General features: G+C 39.8%; 24 protein-coding genes. 8 read left to right on the forward strand and 16 right to left on the reverse strand.

What is annotated here, in order from left to right; genetic code table 11:
• Positions 1-48: 48 nt before the first annotated feature.
• Complete coding sequence (locus RMZ42_RS10105) at positions 49-2,061, reverse strand: hypothetical protein (RefSeq protein WP_322671299.1); 2,013 nt, start codon at positions 2,059-2,061, stop codon at positions 49-51.
• Positions 2,062-2,233: 172 nt separating this feature from the next.
• On the opposite strand from RMZ42_RS10105, the gene RMZ42_RS10110 reads away from it, so the two are divergent.
• A complete protein-coding gene (locus RMZ42_RS10110; protein ID WP_322671300.1) occupies positions 2,234-2,497 on the forward strand; it encodes a type II toxin-antitoxin system ParD family antitoxin in 264 nt (87 codons plus the stop codon).
• Between the two features lie 5 nt (positions 2,498-2,502).
• Positions 2,503-2,826, forward strand: coding sequence for a type II toxin-antitoxin system RelE/ParE family toxin (locus RMZ42_RS10115; protein ID WP_322671301.1), 324 nt, complete (start codon positions 2,503-2,505; stop codon positions 2,824-2,826).
• Positions 2,827-3,120: 294 nt separating this feature from the next.
• On the opposite strand, the gene treS is transcribed toward RMZ42_RS10115, so the two are convergent.
• Complete coding sequence (gene treS, locus RMZ42_RS10120) at positions 3,121-6,507, reverse strand: maltose alpha-D-glucosyltransferase (RefSeq protein ID WP_322671302.1); 3,387 nt, start codon at positions 6,505-6,507, stop codon at positions 3,121-3,123.
• Positions 6,508-6,865: 358 nt separating this feature from the next.
• Here treS and RMZ42_RS10125 point away from each other — a divergent pair, with 358 nt between their 5' ends.
• Positions 6,866-7,192 (forward strand): PIN domain-containing protein, encoded by a 327-nt coding sequence (locus RMZ42_RS10125; protein ID WP_322671401.1) that lies wholly within the window; start codon positions 6,866-6,868, stop codon positions 7,190-7,192.
• A gap of 15 nt (positions 7,193-7,207) precedes the next feature.
• On the opposite strand, the gene aroH is transcribed toward RMZ42_RS10125, so the two are convergent.
• The 3 genes from aroH to RMZ42_RS10140 all read right to left on the reverse strand — a co-directional run bounded on the left by aroH (position 7,208) and on the right by RMZ42_RS10140 (position 9,385).
• Positions 7,208-7,618 (reverse strand): chorismate mutase, encoded by a 411-nt coding sequence (aroH, locus tag RMZ42_RS10130; protein ID WP_322671303.1) that lies wholly within the window; start codon positions 7,616-7,618, stop codon positions 7,208-7,210.
• 103 nt (positions 7,619-7,721) lie between these two features.
• A complete protein-coding gene (gene sppA / locus RMZ42_RS10135) occupies positions 7,722-8,543 on the reverse strand; it encodes a signal peptide peptidase SppA (protein ID WP_322671304.1) in 822 nt (273 codons plus the stop codon).
• 545 nt (positions 8,544-9,088) lie between these two features.
• Complete coding sequence (locus tag RMZ42_RS10140; protein ID WP_322671305.1) at positions 9,089-9,385, reverse strand: hypothetical protein; 297 nt, start codon at positions 9,383-9,385, stop codon at positions 9,089-9,091.
• 311 nt (positions 9,386-9,696) lie between these two features.
• On the opposite strand from RMZ42_RS10140, the gene RMZ42_RS10145 reads away from it, so the two are divergent.
• The 5 genes from RMZ42_RS10145 to plsY all read left to right on the forward strand — a co-directional run bounded on the left by RMZ42_RS10145 (position 9,697) and on the right by plsY (position 13,430).
• Positions 9,697-9,924 (forward strand): hypothetical protein, encoded by a 228-nt coding sequence (locus RMZ42_RS10145; protein WP_322671306.1) that lies wholly within the window; start codon positions 9,697-9,699, stop codon positions 9,922-9,924.
• Entirely contained in the window at positions 9,921-10,715 is a 795-nt protein-coding gene (locus RMZ42_RS10150; protein ID WP_322667978.1) for an MlaE family lipid ABC transporter permease subunit, read from the forward strand. The genes RMZ42_RS10145 and RMZ42_RS10150 overlap by 4 nt, the downstream gene beginning before the upstream one ends.
• Positions 10,716-10,849: 134 nt before the next feature.
• On the forward strand, positions 10,850-11,236 hold the full coding sequence (locus RMZ42_RS10155; RefSeq protein ID WP_322671307.1) for a DUF3119 family protein: 387 nt from the start codon (positions 10,850-10,852) through the stop codon (positions 11,234-11,236).
• Between the two features lie 140 nt (positions 11,237-11,376).
• Positions 11,377-12,654, forward strand: coding sequence for a DUF3086 domain-containing protein (locus RMZ42_RS10160; protein WP_322671308.1), 1,278 nt, complete (start codon positions 11,377-11,379; stop codon positions 12,652-12,654).
• 92 nt (positions 12,655-12,746) lie between these two features.
• Entirely contained in the window at positions 12,747-13,430 is a 684-nt protein-coding gene (gene plsY / locus RMZ42_RS10165) for a glycerol-3-phosphate 1-O-acyltransferase PlsY (protein ID WP_322671309.1), read from the forward strand.
• Positions 13,431-13,509: 79 nt separating this feature from the next.
• Here the strand turns inward: plsY and RMZ42_RS10170 are convergent, their stop codons facing one another.
• The 11 genes from RMZ42_RS10170 to RMZ42_RS10220 form a co-directional block, all read right to left on the reverse strand.
• On the reverse strand, positions 13,510-13,767 hold the full coding sequence (locus RMZ42_RS10170; protein WP_322671310.1) for a hypothetical protein: 258 nt from the start codon (positions 13,765-13,767) through the stop codon (positions 13,510-13,512).
• Positions 13,768-13,830: 63 nt separating this feature from the next.
• Entirely contained in the window at positions 13,831-14,070 is a 240-nt protein-coding gene (locus RMZ42_RS10175) for a hypothetical protein (protein ID WP_194043059.1), read from the reverse strand.
• A 633-nt stretch (positions 14,071-14,703) separates the two neighbouring features.
• Positions 14,704-15,276, reverse strand: coding sequence for a hypothetical protein (locus RMZ42_RS10180; protein WP_322671311.1), 573 nt, complete (start codon positions 15,274-15,276; stop codon positions 14,704-14,706).
• Between the two features lie 37 nt (positions 15,277-15,313).
• Positions 15,314-16,969 carry a hypothetical protein gene (locus RMZ42_RS10185; protein WP_322671312.1) on the reverse strand — a complete coding sequence of 552 codons (1,656 nt, stop codon included), beginning with the start codon at positions 16,967-16,969 and terminating at the stop codon, positions 15,314-15,316.
• Positions 16,966-17,673 (reverse strand): hypothetical protein, encoded by a 708-nt coding sequence (locus RMZ42_RS10190; RefSeq protein WP_322671313.1) that lies wholly within the window; start codon positions 17,671-17,673, stop codon positions 16,966-16,968. The genes RMZ42_RS10185 and RMZ42_RS10190 overlap by 4 nt, the downstream gene beginning before the upstream one ends.
• 46 nt (positions 17,674-17,719) lie before the next feature.
• On the reverse strand, positions 17,720-18,541 hold the full coding sequence (locus RMZ42_RS10195; protein WP_322671314.1) for a hypothetical protein: 822 nt from the start codon (positions 18,539-18,541) through the stop codon (positions 17,720-17,722).
• A gap of 108 nt (positions 18,542-18,649) precedes the next feature.
• Positions 18,650-19,699, reverse strand: a complete 1,050-nt coding sequence (locus tag RMZ42_RS10200) for a hypothetical protein (protein ID WP_322671315.1) — start codon at positions 19,697-19,699, stop codon at positions 18,650-18,652.
• A gap of 129 nt (positions 19,700-19,828) precedes the next feature.
• A complete protein-coding gene (locus tag RMZ42_RS10205; protein WP_322671316.1) occupies positions 19,829-20,680 on the reverse strand; it encodes a hypothetical protein in 852 nt (283 codons plus the stop codon).
• A 257-nt stretch (positions 20,681-20,937) separates the two neighbouring features.
• On the reverse strand, positions 20,938-23,685 hold the full coding sequence (locus RMZ42_RS10210; RefSeq protein ID WP_322671317.1) for a hypothetical protein: 2,748 nt from the start codon (positions 23,683-23,685) through the stop codon (positions 20,938-20,940).
• On the reverse strand, positions 23,639-24,010 hold the full coding sequence (locus RMZ42_RS10215; RefSeq protein ID WP_322671318.1) for a hypothetical protein: 372 nt from the start codon (positions 24,008-24,010) through the stop codon (positions 23,639-23,641). The genes RMZ42_RS10210 and RMZ42_RS10215 overlap by 47 nt, the downstream gene beginning before the upstream one ends.
• A 14-nt stretch (positions 24,011-24,024) precedes the next feature.
• On the reverse strand, positions 24,025-24,645 hold the full coding sequence (locus RMZ42_RS10220; RefSeq protein ID WP_322671319.1) for a hypothetical protein: 621 nt from the start codon (positions 24,643-24,645) through the stop codon (positions 24,025-24,027).
• Between the last annotated feature and the right edge of the window lie 359 nt (positions 24,646-25,004).

Below are 25,004 nucleotides of genomic sequence, written 5' to 3' on the forward strand. Positions count from 1 at the left end.
GATGATTGCGCCCTAAGCTGTGTATTAACTGTGCAATTGCAAACTTTTCTATTTTTGTCCAAAGAAACCTAGTATTTTATTAACTAATTCCTTCCAATGTTCTTCAGCTTTTCTCTGGAAAAATTTGTTCAAGTTTGTTTCTATTTCTAGTTCTCGCCTAAATATCTCACATACGTTACCTGCGAAAGTTTCCCCTTTTTTCTTTTCTTTACCTTTCTCAGCAATTAGAGCATTCCAAAACTTAGATTCTTCGCTTCGAGGTAATAGTATTCTTGTAAGTTCTTTTTCAATTTCTGTTCCTACTTCGTCTATAAAATCGTCATATAATGCGTAAAATTCTTTTACTAATTCAGGAATTAGCGTCTTTAAAGATTCGTTGGCATATGTAAGTTCATACAAGATATTTTCTAGTTCGTGCTTGACTTCTCTAGTAAATTTCTTCAGCATTTCATCTTCATCTATTCCCTCAGCAAAAACCTTCGCATCGTAGTATATATCTATATCCCTTGGTTCATAGTAACCGAAATTTCTATGGATAGCGTGTTTAGTGTTCCACGCTTTATAACTTGTACGGTAGTATTCAAGATATTTATCAATAAAGTCTTCATAAACAAAACTAGGTACTCTTTTACTCAAGTCTCGTACATTCTCTATCTTCTGAATGGCGTTTTCAATTGCTTTAATTTCTGATACTGTCAAAGTATCACCATTTTTTATTTTTCCAAAACTTTCTCGAATATTGTTTATTTCATCTAATAAAAGATTTCGTCTACGTTCTATTACATCTGCTATAGCTTTGATAAGTTCATCTTTATCTGCTTGTACATCTTCTTCATCGTAAATATCATTTAGCTTGACTATATCATCACGGTAGTATCGCAAAGAATCATAGGACAAGATATTTTCTTGAAAAAAGTCTAAATTTAAACGCTTGAATGTAGCTTGAACTTCGTCCTGTCTAATTTGAATTCCTAACTCCCTATCTCCATCAGCACCATGTACTTTTTCAGGTTGGCTTTTTTGAGGTAATATCAAAGTAACAAATCTATGATGAAATTCTTTGGATTTCGATGTCAAATGATAACCTATTAATTTAGTAATATTAGTTTCGGGAGCAGCATTGAAGGGGGTTACAAAAAGACAGATACTATCCTGGCTATCAATATATTTCTGCAAATCTTTACGAATTGGGTTCTCATCAAGCCCTTTAGTATCAACAACAGAATCGAACTGAGACAAGTTTGAGCCAGATAAAACATCATAGCTGACATAAAGATAGATTTTTCTTGGGATAGCAAAATCTTTCAAACGGACATTATTTATATCATCAAATGTATTTTTTATCCAATCTTGCTCTCTAGTTTGATTATCAAATTCAATTTTAGTGGAAGTTCTAGATTCAAGGTTTGCATTACTTAATGCAGTCTTTTTCAGTACCTCCATTCCTGACTCATTAAATAGCTCTTTAGCTTGATCGATTCTAATAGTTTTATTTTTCTCAGCATCAGGAACAGATTTATTAATTTTTTTTAGTTCTATAACGTTCCTGATAGCTCTTTCAATTTCTTCAGAGATAATTATTTTCTGCTCTGACTGTGTGTCATCTTTACTAGCAATAGAGTCACAGAATTCAAAAATAAGATTCTCCATCTCATCAACTGTATAAGGCTCTACCTCTATGGAAGTTCTGTCGGCTGCTTTGATAATTACTTCACATATAGTAGTTTTGCCTCCTCCAGTTGAGAGTAACTCTCTAGTTTCGATTACATCTTTAGTTTTGCCATTAATATTTTTGGAACACTTAAAGTCACTGATTAAGTTAAAAAGATGACAAATAGCTGTTGTCTTACCTTGTCCAATAGTACCAATAAAAACAATTTTATATTTTTCTATACTCAGAATTTTATCAATTTCTTCTAATCGTTCTAGCTTGGATTTTAAGTTATTGATGCAAATATGCTTAATTACATTAATGTCTGAACCACCTGATATTTTGGTGATTTCACGTCTTAAGCTTTGCTGTAACGATGCGATTTCTTCTTGCCACTGTATAGTCAACATACTGTTTATCCTCTTTTAATGCTACTTGCTGGATAATTAAAATATGCCCAGATAGCATAAAAATCTAACCAGAAGCGACTATCTACTCATCCCAAATAGAATTTTCTGTGCAATGGCATAAAATGGCAAAAACTGCCATAATGTAGAAAAACACATTGTAAAACTAACCCTTGTGAAAAGTATCAATATTTCCTTACCTGACACCATGCGAGCTTATATAGAAGAACAGGTAGCTCAAGGTGGTTATAGCAGTGTCAGCGAATATTTTCGTGAATTAGTGCGACAAGACCAAAAACAGAGAGCTAAAGAACGTCTAGAAACAATGCTTCTGGAGGGATTAAACTCTGGGAATGCAACAGAAATGACTGTTCAAGATTGGGAAGATATCCGTCAAACAATCCGAGAAAGAATGAACAAACATCAAGATGCAATTTAGCCGTGATGTTTGAAATAAAAAAAAGACCTCAAGTTATCCGGGACTTAATAGACTTAGCAACGTACATAGCACAAGATAACTTAAATGTTTCAGACCGCTTTTTAACCGCAGCCGAAGCAACATTTAAACAATTAGCAAAAACCCCGGCTATTGGAAAACCATGTCAATTTGTCCATCCAAATCTAGTAGGGATTCGACAAATATCTATCAAAGGATTTCAAAAATATCTCATCTTTTACCGCATCACTGAATCAGCAATTGATATTCTCCGAGTCATTCATGCTGCAAGAGACATTGAATCAATATTTAATGAAGACTTAGAACTATGACTTATTCTGCAATTATAAATTAGATTATCAGCCGCGATCGCGCAATTTCTCTTCTACCGATTGGACGTACATTTAGGAAGTATACATCGCACTGTTCACATTAATTTATCAGGCGCGATCGCATCACCTCATTCAGGTTTAAAAGTTGTAGTTGTAGGTTGGGTTGAGGAACGAAACCCAACATTTCTGCCTCTGTTAGGTAACACTAAAGTTCAAGCCAACCTACAGTTAAGATTTCCGTACTACGCTTTAAAACCTGCAAAGGCAGATTTTGTTTGTACTATGAAAAACTGTTTAAGCAGTTTCACTCACTAATCGCAGAATAAATTGGAGTGGAATTTCTAGCCGATCGGAGCGATTATTTAGTTCATAGCCTAGTGCATCAATCGCTTGTTCTAGAAGATAGGCAAAAAGCAGCACATCTAGTTCTTCTTTTGTGTTTGGAAGGAAAGATTCTTGATTAGCAGTTTCTAAATAAGAGTTCAAAAAGCTAGTACTGACCCAGGTATACCAAAACTGTCCCCATTGTTCTATAAGGGGTAAATTTTCAGGCCGGATCATCCCAGATTCTTTTTGATAGCCCAGAGCTTCGTTAACTGCGTAGTTGAAAGATAGTAACATTCCTGCTACATCTTGTAGAGGCGATCGCTTTATGCGCCGTTCGCTGAAACTACGATCTGCTTTACCTTCAAAATCAGGAATAATAAAGTCTTTTCCTGTGTAAAATACTTGCGCTAAATGGTAGTTTCCATGATGACGAGTCCGCAATGCAGTAATTTTTTGCCCGACAACTAACTGAAAGCGTTCTAATATTTTATCTTGGCTATTAAGAACTTCTAATGCTAATGGTTGAGTATCGGTTGGCAAGTATTTTACTCGTTCTTTTAACAACCGAAATACTTGTCCAGTTAAGTTACGTGCACTTTGATATATCGAACGTTGATAAAGCGATGAAAAAGATTCTGGAGCAAAGTCTGAGCTATCTATATTTGTAGCCAGCGCTATATGGAATTCAGCTGTGGATTTACCCAATAGCTCAACACTTTGCAAGTAAGAAGTGATAGTTGCAATTGCCAATTCGGGAATTTCAATTCTCTGTAAATCCAACAAAGAACCTGATGGCAGAGGCACTTCGGCAATAGTGGCGTGTTCTGTGGTCACTAAATCAAAGTACTTTTGCAAACTATCAAGTGTGTAGTCCCAGCCACTACGGATATCTAAAATAAACTCTTGTAATATACCTATAGTCGTAGGTAGGGCAGTTTTATTGCCTGTTTTATTTGCACGGCGGTACTCTAAAGCACCAGCGAGGAAAACTGAGTTTTGCAAGCATTTTTTCTGGTATAGGAAACGCCGGATTTCTAAATCTGGGTGCAAACCCTCCTCGACTTTGCGGAAGAGTTTCAACAACAAGCGATCGCCATAAATTATATAAGTATTGGTTTGTTCTTCTTTATTCAGAACAGTCGGCTCATGATTGGTTAACTGTCGGCGCAATTCGGAGAATGAATCAGTAGTAGTGCCAAATAATTCTCCGGTTATCCCTTTATAAGAGTGATGATTAGCGATCGCATCATCTAGCAGTGAGGTGAGAAAGTTTTTGTCTGCTAAAGCATCAAATAAAATTCCAACTTCTTGAGTGTTGGGTGGAGGAGTGTCTATTTTGCCTTGCACCTCAAGCCGTGCAATTATAGCTTGCGGCATTTCTGCCAAAAGATGCGTTGCTTGCTCACTTTCTGCATAGGCGAGAAATAACAGATAAGTTTCGTGGTTTCCCTGGCTATAATCTACCTGCAACCAAACAATTTGAGCTATCTGCTGGTTATAGGGTAAAGAAATCGCTTCAATGATTTGTACTGATTGTATAGTCTGAGTTTTGCCGCCAAACCAGCTACAGGTATAGAGGTAATCCCGCAGTGTTGATTCTAGAACGCTTTTTGACTCTCGTTGCCCAATCACATTTTGCCATGAACCATTTACCAGCAGAGTTACTAAATCTGCTTGGGGTTTAGGCTCTTGAGTTGAGCTAGGTTTACGTTGTAAGGTGAACCAGTAAAACCCGTAAGGACTTAAGCTGAGGAAATAGGGCGATTCTGTAATCGGTGGAAACTCAGTGGAACCAAAAATTTCTATTGGTATTAGTCCATTGAAGGCTGATAAATCTAACGCCACCGTTTGTACGTAACGAGATAAATTTGCTACTACTAAGACATCTTCTTCAGAGGTAATCCGGCTGAAGGCAAAAACTTTGCGATTATTAGACTGTACCAATTCAAAACGCCCTTCACCCAATGCCGCAAACCGTTTGCGAGTAGCGAGTAAACGTTTCATCCAATACCAAAGAGAATTGCTATTAGTCCGTTGTGCCTCGACGTTGAGTGCTTCGTAGTGATATTCTGAGTCAACGATGACGGGTAGATACAAGCGTTGCGGGTTGGCGCGACTAAAACCAGCGTTGCGGTCAGAACTCCACTGCATAGGTGTGCGAACACCATTGCGATCGCCTAGATAAACGTTATCTCCCATGCCAATTTCATCACCGTAGTAAAGTACGGGGGTTCCTGGCAGAGATAATAGTAAACTATTGAGTAACTCAATTTGGCGGCGATCGTTGCCCAAAAGCGGCGCTAATCGGCGGCGGATGCCTAAATTTACCCGCATCATTGGGTCTTGTGCATAGGCCCCATACATAAAATCGCGATCTTCATCTGTCACCATTTCTAGAGTCAGTTCGTCATGGTTGCGGAGGAACAATGCCCACTGACAGTTATCAGGAATCGATGGAGTTTGCTGAAGAATATCTACAATCGGGAAATTATCTTCCATCCGCACTGCCATAAACAAACGCGGCATTAGGGGAAAATGAAAGTTCATGTGACACTCATCCCCTGCACCGTAATACTCGGCTGCATCTTCAGGCCATTGGTTCGCCTCAGCTAGTAACATCCGGTTAGGAAATTTCGCGTCGATATGCGATCGCAACTCCTTCAAATACGCATGGGTTTCAGGTAAGTTTTCGCAGTTCGTTCCTTGCCGTTCGTAGAGATAAGGCACAGCATCCATACGTAGTCCATCTACACCCATCTCCAACCAAAAATCTAGAACATCAAATACTGCCTCGCGCACCAAGGGATTGTCATAATTCAAATCCGGCTGATGGGAATAGAAACGATGCCAGCAATAAGCTTTGGCAACTGAATCCCAAGCCCAGTTAGATGTCTCAAAATCTTGGAAGATAATTCGCGCTTCTTGGTATTTTTCAGGAGTATCACTCCAAACATAAAAATCTCGCTCTGGACTTCCTTTCGGAGCGCGACGTGCTCTTTGAAACCAAGGATGTTGGTCAGAGGTATGGTTAATAATTAATTCTATAATTACACGAATACCGCGCTGATGAGCAGCGCTCAAAAACGCTTTAAAGTCTTCTAACGTGCCATAGATAGGATTGATACTAGTATAATCGGCAATATCGTAACCATCATCTCTGAGTGGTGAAGGAAAAAAAGGTAACAACCAAATGGCAGTAATACCTAAATCTTGTAAATAGTCTAGTTTTTCTGTCAGCCCTGGAAAATCACCAATACCATCACCATTACTGTCAGCAAATGTGCGAACACCTAATTCGTAGATAATTGCATTTTTGAACCATAATGAGTCATCTTTCAAGTTGGAGTTTGGCATTATTTTAAGAAGATATGCGATCGCATATCCAATAGAACTATATTTTTACTTGATACAATCGCTGAGATTATCAGCTTATTTATCTTACACGAGTAATGTTTACGCTTTCTTACTTAAGTAATGAAACTACCAAAGGAGCTATATTTAGTCATAAATAATCATACCAACTGCGTATATACATATAGCAGTTTTCATTTGCATGAAGTACAAAGTTACAAGTTTTGAGGCAGGAGGCAGAAGCTTTTTATATCTGATGCTCCCGTACTGCATTTTTAATTTCACTTAAAAACCAACCTGCTGTATAATTTTTATTTCCGGGTGGAAAAAAATGTAACAAAACTTATTGTAAACTATAGCAATCCTAAATGAGGAGCAAATTTATATTTGCAGCATCACTGTTGCTGAGTTATATTTTGATGCTTATAATTTTCAACGAGTAGTGGAAAATTTAACTCGTGCAGAAGAATTTATTCAAAACTTACCCGTTGTACCTTTAACCGATCCTGCTCTAAGAAAGTATGGTGAATTAAAAGCAGAACTTCGTAGAATAGGACAAACTATTGCTGAATTTGATTTACTAATTGCTAATGTTGCAGTTGCAGAAAATTACACTTTAGCAACAAACAATACTCGTCACTACAGCCGTATTTCTAATTTACGGTTGAAAAACTGGATTTCATCTTAAAAATATTAAGTCCTGTTACACTTTTGACTTAACTGCTTGCTGTGATGCTTGTATCTGAGGCAAACTCCAGTCGGGACGCAAGCTAGCGGCGTTGCGTAAATAAATATGATGAATTGAGGCGGAGGTTGGCAGATAAGCGTGAATTAAGAAGCGAATACAGCGCTGTAAGCTGCCTTCAACGTGCATTTGCTGCACATCCAACATAGCCACATTATCCCAACCAGGACGCGCTCTTGCGATCGCAGCTGGAAAAACTGCATCCAAATCGCGTGTCACTGAGAAAGTCACACTAATGATGTCCGTTGGCTGGAATTGATTTCGGTTTTCCAGTTCATCTAATAGTTCTGTCACCACTTCTCGGATTGTCTCAACAGTATTTTCTGAAGCGGTTGTTGCTCCGCGAATAGCCCGCATTTGCCAGTCCACGCCAAAATCCTCCTTAAAACACAAAACTGAGGAGTTAAGAGTTGAGAATGAAAAGTTAGGATTTTTAACTCATAACTCCTCACTCATAACTCCTAACTCATATTTAGGGTCGATATAACCACAGAGGTAAACCACTAGTAGACATTTCAAATTCGAGCCAATCAATACCAGCCCCAATTCCTGATGAAAACTGACGACTCCCTGGTATAAAGCGACTCAATAAGGGTTTACGTTCTTCTAGGGTATAGCAGAGAGTTTTTTCTGGATCGAGACCAACCAGTTCTGCTGTCCAACGACGGGCATCTTCTTCTGTGCCCAGGCGGTCTACAACACCCAAGGCTAGGGCTTGCTGTCCAGTAAAAATCCGACCATCAGCGAAACTTTTTACAGCTTCTACCGTTAAAGAACGACCTTCAGCTACCGTTTGGACAAACTGCTGATAACTTGTGTCAATCAACTCTTGCAGGATGCTTTCTTCTGGTTCGGTCAGTTCCCGGTCAAAAGCCAAAATGTCTTTGTAAGGGCCAGACTTAATTACCTGGAAGGAAACACCAATTTTTTCTAGCAAGCGTTCCAAGTTATTCCCACGCAGAATCACACCAATGCTACCCGTAATTGTACCTGGGTTGGCAACGATGTGTTCGGCTCCCATACCGATGTAGACTCCTCCAGAAGCCGAAATATTGCCAAAGCTAGCGACAATTTTGATTTTCTCGCGTAAACGCTTCAGGGCACTGTAGATTTCTTGGGAATCTCCGACTGTACCGCCAGGACTATCGATACGTAGCAATAATGCCGGAAACTTTTTTTCTTCTACAGTTTTCAGGGCTTCTAGGACGCGTTTGCGAGTAGCACTGGCGATCGCACCAGTAATTTCAATCCGCGCAATTTGTTTTCTAAACTTGGGCTTAAACGGCCAAACCATGAGCTGTCAACATACCTCGTAATAAATTCAATATAATATCCCCAACGGTCAGACGACCTGCTTTCCTCTGTTAAGAAACATGAGCAGGCATTGTGTTCATCAGAATTTTAAGGAAATTTTTATATTTTTCAGTGAGTTTTATTTGATATTCTCGATTAATACTAATCAAATCCTCAAAGATTGCAGCTACCATAAAATGCCAAACTCTAGTTTAGCGTTAACCTGATGATTTAGAAAGGCTATTTTAGCTATTTTGCAAAATTAAAACTTCTCAATGCCTTGTTATTCCGGCTTTTTGAATGTTTGAGGACTGGTTTTACTTGCGTTCGCGCACGTTTACTAGTTGTCAGTAATTAATAACTAATAACTAATGAATATATAAATATTTAATCAATTACTTCAACACTCAATTTAATTAATCCAAATTCATTCAGCAACACTAATCTCTATTTAGGTTATAGACTAGTAGTACTTTCACTCTGGGAAATATCACTTTTTCCTGTCTTCTACAGCCCAATAATCTCCTGATGAAGCGATTTCACTACTTAAGAATCTATTCGTAAAATTTGATACCGATAATAGACAAACATATCAAACAGTGCCCCAACGAAACTACAGGTTAAGCTAATTACAAATAATCCGCATAGGGGAGTTCCACTGCCGAAGGTGGCGAGAAAATGGATAATCTGAGTTGCGATCGCCTCAGTGAAGTCTTGTAAGCCAGGGAAGTGCCCAATGAGGGATAGAACGAGCAATCCGCCGCCAACGAAAAACATGGGAAGGACAAAACTAAAAATGATTGTGAGTAGTAGGGAGCGGAGAAAGTTAGTGAAAATAGTCATTTAAGACAAACTCCGTGAGTAGAGATGACAAGAGCAAGATAGCGGTTTGTCATTTTCTACAATACGAGCGATCGCTCCAGAGCAGCGAATCTGTCAAAAATCTTAAGTTTTCATTAAAATAAAAGGCTAGCAGTTACAGCCCATGCTGGGGATAAAAAAAGCGGCTGAAATCTACAAAACCCTTGCATAATGGAGATTATAACCAAGAGTACTACTTATTTATTGCTTTGCAGCACGTTTAAGAACAGCTTTATTTTCTGAGAACATCTTTAATCTAAGTTAATATTCAGTCTTCTTGGGGAAGTCGGGAGATGAGGGCAGGGGAGCAGGGGAGCAGAGGAGCAGGGGAGCAGGGGAGCAGGGGAGAAGTTGCAGTAAGTTTTCCCCTCTGCCCCTTTGCCCCTTTGCACCTCTGCCCAATGCCCAATGCCCAATGCCCAATGCCCAATGCCCAATGCCCAATGCCCAATGCCCCATTCCCCATTCCCATGACTTCCGCTATTCTTAAGGCAGTTACCGAGTTAGCTACAGAACATTGAACCAGACTACATCCAAATCCAGTTTAGGGGAATGGAGTCAGCGGCTGCTGGCGGCGATTTTTCTGGGTGGGCAAGTACTAGTTCACCTATTGAGAGGCAAAATCCATCGGCGCAATACCTTAGAACAAATGGCAGCAGTTGGGCCAGATTCCTTATTTATTGCCTTATTGACGGCTATTTTCGTTGGTGCGGTGTTTACCATTCAGGTGGCGCGAGAATTCATTAACTTTGGTGCCGGAAACATTATCGGCGGAGTCCTTTCTGTAGCGTTGACACGAGAACTCACTCCTGTGTTGACAGCAGTGATTTTGGCCGGACGAGTTGGTTCTGCTTTTGCAGCAGAAATCGGTACCATGCGAGTCTCAGAACAAATCGATGCCATGTTGATGTTGAGAACAGATCCAATTGATTATCTGGTTATCCCCCGCGTTCTTGCTTGCTGTTTCATGCTACCAATTTTAACCCTTCTGTCTTTGGTGACAGGGATGTTCGGAGGATTTTTAGTTGCGACAAATATCTACAACCTGTCTGATACGGTATTTCTCGACTCAGCCCGTAACTTTCTTGGCATCTGGGATATTTTTAGCGCCATGATTAAAGCTTGTTGTTTTGGCATTTTAATTGCTGTAATTGGTTGCAGTTGGGGGTTGACGACAACAGGAGGTGCCAAAGGTGTAGGACAGTCAACTACAACAGCTGTTGTGACTGCCTTACTGATTATATTTGTGAGCAACTTCTTTCTTTCTTGGTTAATGTTTCAGGGGACTGGCAGTGCATTCATAGGGCTATAGAAGTAAGAAGGGAGGAGTTAAGAGTTATGAGTTATGAGTTAAAACTCCTCACTCCTAACTCTTAACTTCTAACTCCTGACTCCTGACTCCTAAAATAGGAGAGATGCCTAATAAACAAAGCAGGATTTAAGACTGTGACCAGTTCATTTGCTTCTAACTCCACATCAACTGTGGAACTCAAGCCTAGTTACAACATACCCATAGTGTTAGTGATTGCCGCGATTCCACTATTGTTGGTACAACCTTGGGTAGGCTCCGTTCTCACGCTGTTTGGTTTGTTTCTCATGTTTCAGGCGTTAACGCTGCGTTTGCAATTTACCGCTACTGACTTAGATATTTATAGAGGCGAAAAATTGATTCGACGCTTTCCCTACCAAGAATGGCAAAACTGGCGGATCTTTTGGAATAGAGTCCCCATTTTGTTTTACTTTAAAGAAATTAAAAGTATTCACTTTTTGCCAATTTTATTTGACCCCAACACCTTGAAAACTTGTTTAGAACAACGTTGTCCGCGTATTTAGTGCTGAGTGCCATCTGTGCTGAGTCGTTTTGATATAGACTCAGACAGAACTCAGCACTCATGCTCAGGACTTTTATGGCAGGTCAATTGTAATATTTCTGAAAGCTATTTATTCGCGTCATAGGAATTACACTATTGTTTATGAACCCAGAGGCATCTCAAACCCCAGAACCAATTGATGAGCGGTTGACAGAAAAACCAGAAGAGAACAATGCAGTTGAACATCCAGTAAATCCATCAGTTGAGTCAGTGGTAGACACAAAAGCCATTAGCTCATCATCAGAGGACTACACAAATTTTGAGCCACTCATTTCCAGTGCAGAAGTGGTAGATTCTACAGTAGAGCTAACAGAAAATTCAAATGGCGAGTTTGTAGCGCAGTTAGAAGGAGAAAATGTCGCTCTGGGGTCTGAAATAGGATCGGGAAATCATTCATTATATGTAGAAGCAGAGCAGCGGATAGCAGAGTTGCAGAGTGCTGAAGCAGTTCTCAAGTCAGAAATAGCCAAGCTGCAAGCTTCTTACGAAAACCTTCAGACACAAGTGAGTGAAACTCAAACCTCACTGGGGCGAATCGTGCAAGAGTCGCTAGTCCAGTTAGAACAACGCAAACAAACCCTGCAAATTTCTGTAGAACAACTAGAACGCCGTCAAGAACGTATCCGCAATGAGATGCGAACCACTTTTGCTGGTACATCCCAAGACTTGGCAATTCGGGTGCAAGGTTTTAAAGACTATCTCACGGGTAGCTTACAGGATTTGGCCTCTGCTGCTGAACAGCTGCAACTAACGCCAAGTGTAGTGGAACGAGAAAAACCAGCTGTAAAAGAGCCTAAACCAGCTGAACCCCAACCTGGAATACCCCAATTTGCCCAACAGCAGTTTCAAGATACGACAAAGCAAATTCGCCGCCTCATTGACCAATACCGCAATAAACCAGATTACTACGGGCCACCGTGGCAACTACGCCGTACCTTTGAACCAATCCACGCTGAACGAATCTCCAACTGGTTTTTTACCCAAGGAGGACGGGGTGGTTTGCGGACAATGGGTAGCCGCTTACAAAATATTCTGATTGCCTCAGCTGCAATTTCGATATTACACAAGCTGTATGGCGATCGCGTCCGTACTTTAGTCTTAGCTAATACACCGGAGCGATTAGGTGAATGGCGGCGCGGCTTGCAAGATTGTCTAGGAATCGGTCGCCCAGATTTCGGCCCAGACCGGGGTGTGGTATTATTTGAGGCATCTGACGCTCTCGCTCAAAAAGCAGACCGATTGACGAAAGCCAATCAATTGCCTTTAATTATCATTGACGATTCCGAAGAGCAAATCAGTTTGTCACTGCTGCAATTTCCCTTGTGGTTAGCTTTTGCTCCTGACCCCAAAATGATGAGAAACTATGATGATGACTTTTAAATGAGTCATTAGTCATTAGTCATTGGTCATTGGTCAAGAGTAATATCTCTTGACTTTTTTGAATTTTGAATGCGTGAATTTTGAATTGTATTATGGCTATTTGGTTAACTCTGTGCGGAGCAATTGTGGTCATAGCTTACCTGCTGGGTTCTTTTCCCACTGGCTACATTGCTGTGAAGCAGTTAAAAGGTATTGATATTCGGCAAGTTGGTTCCGGTTCCACTGGCGCAACTAATGTATTAAGAACTTTGGGTAAAGGGCCAGGAGCATTCGTTTTAGTACTTGATTCCTTGAAGGGAGTATTAGCGATCGCTCTAGTTTATTGGTTATTCAACTTTGAACCAATTAAAAATTATATCCCTCCAACGGTAGATGTACAACTATGGCAACCGTGGTTGGTAACAATATCTGGGTTAGCTGCCATTCTGGGACATAGTAAATCAATTTTTTTGGGCTTTACTGGTGGTAAATCCGTTGCTATCAGCTTGGGAATTTTGTTGGCAATGAGTTGGCAGATAGGTTTAGCAACAGCGGGTGTGTTTGCCGTCGTTGTAGCAATATCGCGGATTGTTTCTTTAAGTTCAATTGTAGGTGCGATCGCAGTTTCCATTTTCATGGTAATTTTGCATCAACCCTTACCCTATATTCTGTTTGGGATTGCCGGCGGGTTGTATGTGATTTTGCGCCATCGCACTAATATCGAACGACTGTTTGCGGGAACGGAGCCAAAAATTGGGCAACCTGTAGCGACAGAACCCGAACAAAGTGCATCATAGGTAAACGAGAGCCAAACTCAAAACTCATCTCTCAGAAGGAGAGAGCTTCTTTCAAAATTACTGTATTGATATTTTAGGCTTACGAACGAACGTTGCCTTTAATCAAACGGTGGAAAAGGCGGCAAGGCCACCAAAAAGCTCCACAAATACTGACTGAGGCGATGGCGGCCAGAACTCGCCAACTTGAACTAAACTCAGTGTCAGACTCTGAAGGATGAGCTTGTGTGTTTTTAGCTAGTTCTGGCATTGAATGAGATAGCTGACTGGCTGTACTCACCCCTTCAATCGCTGCTCCAATTAGATAAGCTACTAGGGCAATTACTAGCCAGTTATTCATAATATTCCACTGTTTCAACTCTGAGCGTATGCTTGGTAGCGAGCAATCATTTGATTTTTCGGACTAATGATTGCCGCCTTGCCCTAAAGATAATCGACCTTCAGCCGTATCACGAATTAGGGGCAGTTTAGACTTTATGTAAGTATTGAGCGTGCTATCTGCCTGGGAGTCAAGCCCCTGCTTCGCTTTTAACTGCTGGAGAAGCAATTGTACTAAAGCAGCATCGTCAAACTGGAGCAGGGTGTTGACCTGGGTAGACTCGATTACAGCCCAAAGCTGTTGCATCATTTTCGCTGTCACCATGAGTCTGTAACCTCTTAAGCTTTTCTTTATATTTACACGGATTTGGAAATTGTGGTTAGTTTTTGTCTGAAGATTTATAAAGATGTCGGCTAAAACTGCCTGAGTCAGTTAAATCTGTTAAGTTATAGCGTTTTTCAATTGATTGCACTATAAGATTAGCTCACACGTCATTTTAACCGTGCTACGTAAAGAAAGAAAACTGCCCAAAGACTTAAATTTTTCCTAATACCGTTTTTTTATAAAGCAGCGCCAAATCCTAGATTTTTTTTTCAACGCATAGGCGCTTCTCTACGAGACGCTACGCGTAGCTTGCTTCCACGAAGTGGTACGCTTTCTTGCAGGGTAGGTACACGGAGGTTAGCGCATAGGCGCTTCTCTACGAGACGCTACGCGTAGCTTGCTTCCACGAAGTGGTACGCTTTCTTGCAGGGTAGGTACGCAAAGGTTTTCTTAAGATAATTCGCTATCTCCCAAAATAATTAGGCGCATTTTCTTAGAGAATTGGTATAACCGTTTTTTAGAAGCAGGGAATTATAACAGGGCTTTCGATCGGCCACAATGCAGATATACGTAGATATTAATGCTTTTTTTGAGGCGAAACTTCTGTGGCTATCAGGTAATTTTGCTATAACTTTATTGTAAAACTCTCGAACAAGCTCCTTCCTGTCCAGAAGGATCGGGAAAAATTGCTAAGGTGTGATATTCAGGATTATCTGTTTTATATATCACTTTAAAAGTATACAACTTGTTTTTACCTTGCGCTTCGGTAACAACTGTTAAAAGTGTATTGCTAGTGGGAGGAAGTCCAGGTATGTCCAGTTTTTGAATTCGTCTGAGTTGAATTACATTTGCTGCGGAGTTTTTACAATCTCCTGAATTATTATTAGCTTCTTGACCGAACTGCATACATACTGGCCCATCAAAATCCATACTTACCTGTGATGGGTCATTTAACCAAACTTTTTTAATTACTTCTCCAGCCGGAATAAAACTTAAGTTTGTTCCTTGTTGATACCAGACATCAACCGTAGGTACAAGTCCCCCTAAACCTTGTGCTTGACAGGAAAAGATGGAACGCAGAACGGCGTTATTAGCTACAGCACGACCTACCAACCAGAACATAGCAACCGAGAAAATTAAGGAAGCTATAGGTAGGAAATAAGAACGTTTTGGGTTATCTCCTGACAATTTAATATTCTTTTTCATGGTTGCAAATATCTAAAATTGCTATAAATATTAACCCTTAAAATTGAGTTGGTTGATTAACGTATATTTCAATATTTGTGCCTGCTGCTAAAAACCAAACACCACCTTGTTGAGACATTTGGGCGATCGCTTGTTGATTGCGTTGGGCAATTTGGGGTACTACAGAGTTCATACCACCTTCTAAAACCCCGGCTGCAAGGTTGCGTTTATTCTCAGTGATAGTAGTATAACCAGTAACGTAGCCGTTGTTGTTGCCGTTGTTGCCGTTGTTGCCGTTGTTGTCGTTCTCGATAGGATTGCCGTTAGAGTCGATGTTGCTGAGGTTACCGCCATATAAAGGCAGAACTCTGGTATCAGGACGATTTACTAGCTCTGCTGCCTTAGCAATTCCTCCCAAAACAAATAGTCCTGCATCCATCGAGGCTATGGAGGAACTTTGACCGGGATATTTATTTGCGATTAAAGGTTTACCTTGAGTACCGCGAAGAATAATTGCATTGTTGGGTAAGCTTCGTTCTGTGGGGTTGCCATTATTTTGCGAGATAACTTTGACTACGTTCATCTGCAAAAGACCTTGTTCGGAAAGCGAACCAATTTCAGCTAAAAATTCGGTGTTTGCAGGTAGAGCGATCGCACCATCGGTAGATTTTAGTGGTTCTTTCAATCGGATCACAAATACGTTTTTCGCTTCTTCTGCATCACCACCACCGCCTGATTTATTAGTAGTTTCTCCAAAGATTGCTGTCGCTAACACAGCTTTAGCACTACTCCCAACTGCTACAGATTTTTCTCCCTGCGGTTGAGCTTGACTTACCGCAGAATTTTCCGGTTGTGGGGTGTTTTGTTCGGGATTGGGATTTGTTGCCTCTTGCTGTGGCGGCGCATTGGTTGCAGGTTCCAAAGTAGCTATGTTACTAGTAGGTTGATTGCTAGGATTTACTTGACCGTAGCTACCTAACTTTGCTAACCTTGCCCACTCTGCAAATGGGCTTGGTGGAGATGGTGGAGTTACTGGAGTTACATTAACTACTGGTTGAGTGGGGTTCACAACTGGTGGCTGAGGCGATCGCGAAGGTTGAGAAGTAGGTACTCTAATGATGCGCTCAACTGTCACTGTCCGAGGGACGTAAGCTGTTGGTGGAGGTGTTGGGATCGCTTTCTGGCTAACTGAGGGTTGTCGTAAAGCTACTATCGGCGTTGATTTGGCAATTCTCAACTGTTGTTGGGCATCTTTCACCATCTGTGCTTGTTCAGTCAGAGCTAATTTCGTTTTGAGAGTATCTACTTGGGCTTCCATCTGTTGAGATATGGATTCATCAGTAGGCTGCTCTTGAACTGGTGGAGAAACAATAGTTTTTGGCTTTTGATTGCTACCACTGAACAACTGAGACAAAAACACACCACCTACCAAAACGATCGCTAAGGTAGCAGCCCCCACCAAGCCTAACTTGGCAAAGGGATTAGATGAGAGTGCTTGCTTGGTCTGAACTTCTTGTGGAAGAGATAGCGACTCTGGCGGCGTTGCAGAGTCTTCTGATTTTTCAGTGTCACTAGAAGAATCTTCTTCAAAGCCGACCAACTTTGACATCCGCGATTCCCAATCTACAGATTCTACTTCTGGTTGGCGATCGTCGGTAGTTAGAGTAAATCCATTTTGGGGAGGCGTTTCGGCAGGAATTGAGTATCGGGTCATGGTAGAGCCTTGTTTGGATTTCCAGAACAATTATTATCTTTAATTTCACATATATTATAAATTTCTAATCTGGCTTCCCCAAGGCGGTAAGCTGCAAACTGCGACGGTAGTGCTGCATTTGGTAGTGAAGTTACAGGTCGATCTATTGCTCTAACTAAAATTTGTTTATTAAAGGAAACTGATTTCCCTAATTTATCATAACTGTTAAAAATTAATTGATTGGCAAGTATCTCTACTTTCCAGCTTCCATTACTTATTTCTTGAGGTTGAGAAACTTTTTGGATTACTAAAACATTCTCAGCTCCTCGATTAACATTTTCAAATTGGCTATCTGGATTTAAATTAGTAATTTCTGACTTCATTTTATCTTTAAAATCATCAGCTACCAGTTGTGAAGTAATTTCCCAGACTTGTGTTGGCGGCTGTTGTTGTGACCAGGTAAGCATTAAACTCATAGTTTCACCCACAAAGCGCCGAATCGTCTCTGGTTGCCGCTCTAAATTGGGTTGGGGGTCTACCGTTATCGCATGACCATCAACAAGTTGCACTAAACTTTGAGGTGTGAGTTGTCGGCCTAACTGTTGTAACATAGACCAGTGAAATATTAGTAACAGTAAGGTAAATACATGTAAACCAAAGGTTCCTACTGCCAACAACGGTAAAGGGCTATTTTTTTTATTATTTTCTGGTTTGAGTAATTGCATTAATAATGAATCGTATAAATTGAACTATCTTAATGTAAAAAATCGATTATCTGATAAAACTATCAGATGTTTGTCCAGTTATGCATTGTTGTGATTGATTTTTGTTCGGATTGTAGTTATCTAGCAAACATAAATTCCGAATTTCATAAATTTCTAGTCTATCAGCACGGACACTATAAATTGCTTTTTGCAAGTCGGTGCTATTGTCGGCTTGGGGATTAGCGAAATAATCTGCTGCACGTACAAGCAAATCTTTATTAAAAGGAGTTATAAGTCTTGCACCACCAACTCGATTTTTTTGAACTAAGTCGGCTACCATACCCACTTGCCACTTACCTGGTGCAATTTGTTTTGGCGGATAAACTCTTTTAATTACTAGTTGTGAAGTCATCGCTTGGTTGGGATTTTCCGAGAAAACTTCTGGCGGTGTCATTTCTGCAACTGTGCTTAAAAAACCTTTGCGAAAGTCTTCTGATAAAGCAAAACTAGCTACCCAACTGCTGGTAGTAATTTTTTGGCTACCACCTTGAGATGTGTTAATCAGTATTCCTAAATCTGGTTTGGGGCTTGCGAATTCTTCAATATTTTGTGGTGGTAAGGTTCCAGACCAGCTAAACATTGAGATCATCGTTTTGCTGATAAATTGGCGAATTGCTTCTGGTTCTCTTGCTAAATCATCAATATTAGCTACTGGTTTACCATTGATTAATTGCACAAAGTTAGGAGGTTTTCTCAGACTGAGTTGGCGGATATTTAGCCCTTGTAATAAGAATAAAAATAAAACTAATATATGTAAACTGAAGGTTGCGATCGCAAAAAACGTCAAAACACTTGCCGTTTTTTGTCTTTTTTCTAGTAAACGCACCATTTCCTCACCTCCTACTGCAAAAACTTCAGCTATTATATATGATGTTTTGCATATACTTACTATTTACAACATTTACAACAACTTTATTCATTTTTAGTTTTTAATTTCCTATATCCTCTCCTTTACTAAAGAAGCCGTACTGTTAATTGCGCTGAAGACTGCAAAACCACCAGCAGCAGCCACAATTAAAGATAAAATTGGTGCTAAAATTCCCAGAAAAATTATGAACCACATTAAATCTGGATCGACACTAGCATTTTGACCTGGGCCATTGACAATCACTGCGGCAGTTAGCACAGCAATAATATTGAATGAAATTTTGGCGATTCCAATAGATAAAAATCCAGTCAGCCATGCAAAAATCGGTTTGCCAGCTACAGGTAGCAAAGATCCACCTACAGCTATTGGCCCTAAAGCTGCTATTAACAACATAGTAGCCTCTATCAAATTTTGGAAGGCATATTGTAAGGAAACTAAAAAGTTTTTGATGCTCGTTTGCACTGTAGAACCTAACAGAGAATTAAAAGATGTTTCTGATACAATGCCAGTGCCATATCTGATATTATCTACCTTAGTCTGTAGTCTATCGATCCAGCTTTTATTTCCATAAATCTCTCTATATTTCTGCCAGAGAACGTTAACTTTTTCAGCAGCTTTCACAAAACATTGACTTTGTTGTTCGCCAGTAAGAGATTGACAAGGACGTAGTAAAGAACCAGCTACTTCTTCAGCAACACTCATATTCAGTGCTTGCTGGTAGATTTTATCTGCATCTGCTGAAACCACTACTTGCTGATTCACACCGTTTAAAAAATTCCGCACTCCCAGCGTCAGATTAGACAGTATACTTCCATTGCCTGAATTACTTAAAAGTACTACCACAATAAAAGGCCAAATTAAAGCTGATATGGGACGGGTATATTCGTAGGATATTAAGTCTTTGAGGAATTGTATCATAAAAAATAACAACGTTCCTACAGCGAAAAAAATACCCAGATTTGTCAGCGCTCCATACAAGTTATTACTGGTGTTATTTTGTAATAAATCCAGCCATTGTTTGTCCCAACCTTCGGCAATACTTTGGGAAGTTGCGGCACCACTATCAAGAATCTGATCGATACCTACTTGGGCAAAAATTAGTTTAATAGCAAATTGCATTTTGAGTTTATAGGCTGTTTTCTGAGATTTAGTAGGGTACGTTAGGAAGGTAACGCATTCTACCAAACTTTTTTTAGAGTTTCTGTTGGCTTGTTATAGGTTAAAGGATTTTAAAAGTTCTCTGGAAAGTTAAAGTTTTTTTAGCTTCAAATTCTTATTATTAACGTTTCTGCCAAACAAATCTAGTTGAGAAGTCGCTCGTAAAAGTCTCGCTGCTTCTGTAGATGTTTCTACTCTTCGAGCGCGATTAGCTTCTTCTGCTTGCTGAGAAATATTTGCTAAATTTAAGTTGGAATATTGCAAAGCCTGATTATTTTGTAATGTCTGACCAAATGTTTCAGCTACAATTTTTATTTGTTCCTGTTGAATTTTCAGAATTTGCACTTGACTCAAACCTAGCAATTCTGCCAAACTTGAAAGAGCTTTCGTTTCACCCGTTGCATTACTTGCATTAGCAAAGCCTTTAATTGTATTGATCAATGTACTATTATTATCGTCTGTTTGCTGAGCAAGTCCCTCAATATCTTCCAGACTTTTCTCGGTATTTTCTAATTTCGTTTTTGTCCGAATTTGTCCATTTTTACCGAGAACACCTACCGCTACTCCACGGGTAATTATACGATTAAGTTCATTACTAACTAAATTTCCCCGTACTGCTGCATTATTCTCAAAGCGACTTGATTTAGCATCTGAATTATAAGAGTAGTTAATTGAATCATCACGAATTGTTTGTCCCGCAGCAACGGGGTTAGGTATCTTCAAATCTCCCTTGGCACTGTTAATAGCAGTTTGACTCTGGCTTTGTTCTAAAGGATTTAAGGTATTTTTCAAATTATTATGTTGAAAGTAATCTTGCATATCTTGGGAATATGATTGAAAGTCACTCCAAATCTGGCCTAATCCGCCCGTCTGAATTTGTGCAACTGCTGGTAATATTGCCAGAGATAGCAAGGTAAAAGTAAAAATGGTAGTTTTTCGCATATATCTGTGCCTTAAAAAGGTAGACTACATTATATAGTGAGGTAAAAATTTAGCTTTTGAACCGTGCTGATTTTGGATAATAGAATTAGTTTTTCGGTTCAATCCCCGACGCTATTCTAAAATCTAAAATTCCTAAGCTACAACCCAAGAATGGGTGCAGTAGATCTAAAATACATTGGTAACTCACTAATACTACACTATCAGAAATATAAAATCCAAATTTGTTTGACTCACTATTAACTACTTATATAATTCAATTAACTACTACGTAGATTCGCCACTAACTGACGTGCAAACGCAGAAATTGCTTCATATTTATCGCTGTGAAGTTGCATCATTTGACTACGTGCAGTTTGTTCATAAGGGTTATTAGCAACTGCTGCCAATTGCTCGTAACCTGGATAGTAACGACAGAATGTATAAGTACCGTTATCATCTAATAACCATTGGCTATAAACGCCTTCTTTGCGGGGAAAAAAGCTTTCTGAGGCATTACGAGAAATAACTTGGCGGGGATATTTCAAGATGTCTGCAAAACTATCTACTGCAACTGGCTGAATGCGTCCAATCAACCGTGTTGTCAGGTTTTGCAATATTTTCGATGCAGCTTTAGATTTAGCAATGGTGTCAGGATCTTGTCCTGATAAGATGACTCTGATACCGGCTTTAGCACCGTTCGCACAAATTCTACCAACTAAATCAGAAATTTGCTCGAACTCAAATAAAATTGGTGCTTCGTCAATAAAGAATATGGAAGCTGGACTACTTAATGCGCGTCGGAGTGCGGCTGAATAAGCACTCAAGGATAGTACGGCTGCATCTTCACTATCTGATAGGTTTCTGAGAGCAAAAACTAAAAGTTGTGCATCAGTAGGAAAGCTGGATGGTGCAGAAATGGCTTGTCCCACGCGGCTAGAAAGCCAAAAGCGTAAGCGCAACTGAATTTGACTCAGAGCATCTTCTACTCTGCCAGTTAAAGAACTTAGCTGCAAGTGTTCTGGCGAGCAGAAAAAGAGAAAATCTTTTAAAGTGGGGGTTTTCTGCCAAGCAAGAGTGCCAAATCCTCCTTCCATCGCCTGTCGATATCGCTCTTTGATGCCCTCATCTCTAAAAAAGGCTTCTAAAGCTAAGTTGAGCAGCGATCGCACGGTTTGCGATAAAATTTGACTTTCAGTGGACGAACCTAAAACCATTGTCATTAACGCTGATTCCAGGAAGGCGGTATAATCGTTAAAGCGATCGCGCTGTTGTTCTGCTTCTAGCGATCGTAAATCTGGCTGTTCAAATAAGTTATTCGATTGTTTGGAAATATCAAAATAGGCTCCATTCCCCTCCATAAACTCTGTGTAGTCAGTGAAAGTAGATGTCCCATCAGGTTTAGGGAAATCTAAGGCCACAACCGGAATCCCATGTGCTAAAGCCTGAGTTAAAATCCCTGACACCAACACCGATTTACCAGCACGGGTTGTTGCAAACAAAGCTAAATTTTTGTGTTGATTAAATAAATCTAAATGTATGGGTGTTCCGCCTTCTTCAGCAATCAACTCAAAGCCTTGTCTATCACCTTTTTTACTTAAAACTAGCGGCATTAATCCCGGAACTTCACTTGTTAAATATAGCTGGCGACGGTTGAAAGGTGTTGCTAATAAACCCTCCCAAACTATCGGTAGAGTTTGCAGCCAAATTTTCCAGGCATATTCAGTTTCCCTAATTACCCTGGCTGGACGTTGAAAACAGTTTTCAATATATCTTGTCGCCTCATCTAATTTTTCTAAAGTCGGACGATGCACTAAAATAGCAATACTCGTATAAATCGGGACTGCACCTTCAAATAACTGCTCTTGTGCTGCTACCGATTTTTTCAATTTTAATTGAGCGTTGACATCAATAGTTTTACTTTTTTCTTGAGCCAAGATTGTTGTCATGTTTGACTGCTTCAGGACTCGTTGCAGAGTCGTTTTTACCAATGCTGGATTGGCAGCAGTCAATTCACAAAAAATTTCTGTATCTATTACTGTTTCTCTGGCCAACAGTTCCCATAAATAGCGCAATTGAGCCGATTTATTGGGCCAACCGCCGGGTTTTTCCAAAAATGACAGTGTGCCGATATAACGATTGTTAACATTAACCCAGCGGCGATCGGCGCAAGGTACACTAGATTCCATCAGTAAAGTTGTGCCGTGGATATTATCTAGAAGTAATTTAGTACTAGCTAAATCGGAATTAACTTGTTCGTGTAATCCTTGTTCATCTAAAGTCATTAATTGGGGAATATCTATTGGCTGCGTATCATTAAACCTTTTCCAGATTTCTCCCCATAGTTCATTAGCAGTTAAAGGTTTGACATCCAATCCCATTTTGTTAGATAAGATTTGTTCCCACCGCAGAAAACCCTGGTTGTAAGCATTTGTAATCAGGGTTTCGATGCGTTGATTTTCTACTTCTAAAAGATCGCCTTTAAATTTCAACCACCAGGATTCAGCTTTGACTAAAAGCTTTTCTATCCAATCATCTGCGTGTTGCGAGTTAGATTCAATGGTGTAAGTTACATAAATCCGCAAAAATTTAGGTTTACGAATCCCAGAAACAGTCAGTTCTTTAATTCTGGCTCTCTCCGCCATTAACAAATATTTGATATCTCGCGATGATGCATTTTTGATTAATGTTGCTAACTCTTTTTGGCGCTCTTTATCTGAACTAAAAGAACCCAAGTGCAGCGTCATCCTTTCACCACTAGGAATGTCTTTTAATCCGGCTTCAATGTTGTTAAAAAGTGTATCAATTTGTTCAGGTCTTAAGGTGGTATGAATTCCCTTACAATCAAAACCAAAAACAAAGCAAAACCGATCTTTTTGAGTACCTTTTGTCAACAGGTAAGCGCCAATATCACGTCCATTCATTGCAACACGCAGCATTGTTGCCAAGTGCAAGGCATCTTCAAATGGTGTTAATCTACTTTCATTTCCGGCGACGCTGACGCTTTGTTTTCCGATTTTTTGCTTCATGGTTAACTTCCAATAAGCTTTGATAACGAGCAAAGCCTCTTGTCCAAGTGGGAACCCCGATAAATTTACTTAAAAAACTCCAACTCCTACCACCAGTTAATATCCACCAAGTTCCGATTCCCCAACCAGTCATTAGGACTGTCCACAACCATTTTTGAAATTCTTCTTGGAAAAACCCCCCGAAAATTCCATTGATAGTAAAATAGGAGGCTAAGGCAATTACCGTCCAAGGAAGAATTTGATCGGCAGGAATTGGCCCTAGTGAAGGTTGGCTTCCTAGAACCTGATTGACTGGACGAAATTCTTGTTCCTGCTCTTGAGGCATTTGAAATATCTGAATTATTTATTAGGGCCAGTGCCAATTACAAAGCCTGTGAGTACATCAGCAATGGTAACAGCAACAACCACTAATAGGGGAGTTCTGGCTATGCTTTGCCAATCTTCATCTTTACGCACTGCGTTAATCACACCAACTAAGGAAATTGCAATATAGAGTAAGTAAATCGCCCGCAACACATTAAATATCAAACTTATTGCGAAGTTGGGATCGTTACCATTGGTTATTGAACCACGGAAGCTGTCTTTGAAAAAGGTTTCAGCTTTCCCAAAAAATTGAGCTTGTGCAGGGGCTGCAAACCAGTCTAACCAATATAAACTTAGAACGATCGCTGCTGCTAAAATTTGTAATAATATTAGCGATCGCCTTGGTAAATTCACTTGCTGCCCAATTTGCTGGGTGATGAGAGCAATTAAACTACCAACCAGTAAACAAAAGAGCAAGATAGGACTTTTGAGGCTGATAACGCTAACCAATACAGCACAAGCAATCAAAAAAGGTACAGATTCAAACAGAAGAGTCAGACATGATTTAAATGCCTGTCTTAACTTGTGAGATTCTTTCGCCGCACTACCAGTTAAAGCTTTGAAAAAGTTTCTCTTGTGAGAACTTTGTCTAAACATTTGCTAATTTTCCTATGGTGTACTATGATTTATCCTTGTTTGTATCAAATTTTACAACTATTACAATTCAACATACTTTAACATCATTTCATTATTAATCAAATTATAAACCTGTAGTAAAGTTCTATATTCTACATCAGTATTCTGAAGTTAAGTTAACATGATATTAAGATTTATCTAAAACGAAATTTCTCCGATTTGAGAAGCTGGATTGCAAGTATCGAGATTAAACTGGTAGATTCCTCTCGACTTTGAGAATTTTTTCAATCTTCTCATACAGATAGCCTCGATCGACCAACTTCCAAGCCTTGACTTTCTCCACCTCATAGGTATCTGAGCGAAGCGCTATAAATGTTTCA

Origin of the sequence: Nostoc sp. DedQUE05, assembly GCF_034530955.1 — a bacterium.
Lineage (GTDB): Bacteria > Cyanobacteriota > Cyanobacteriia > Cyanobacteriales > Nostocaceae > Nostoc.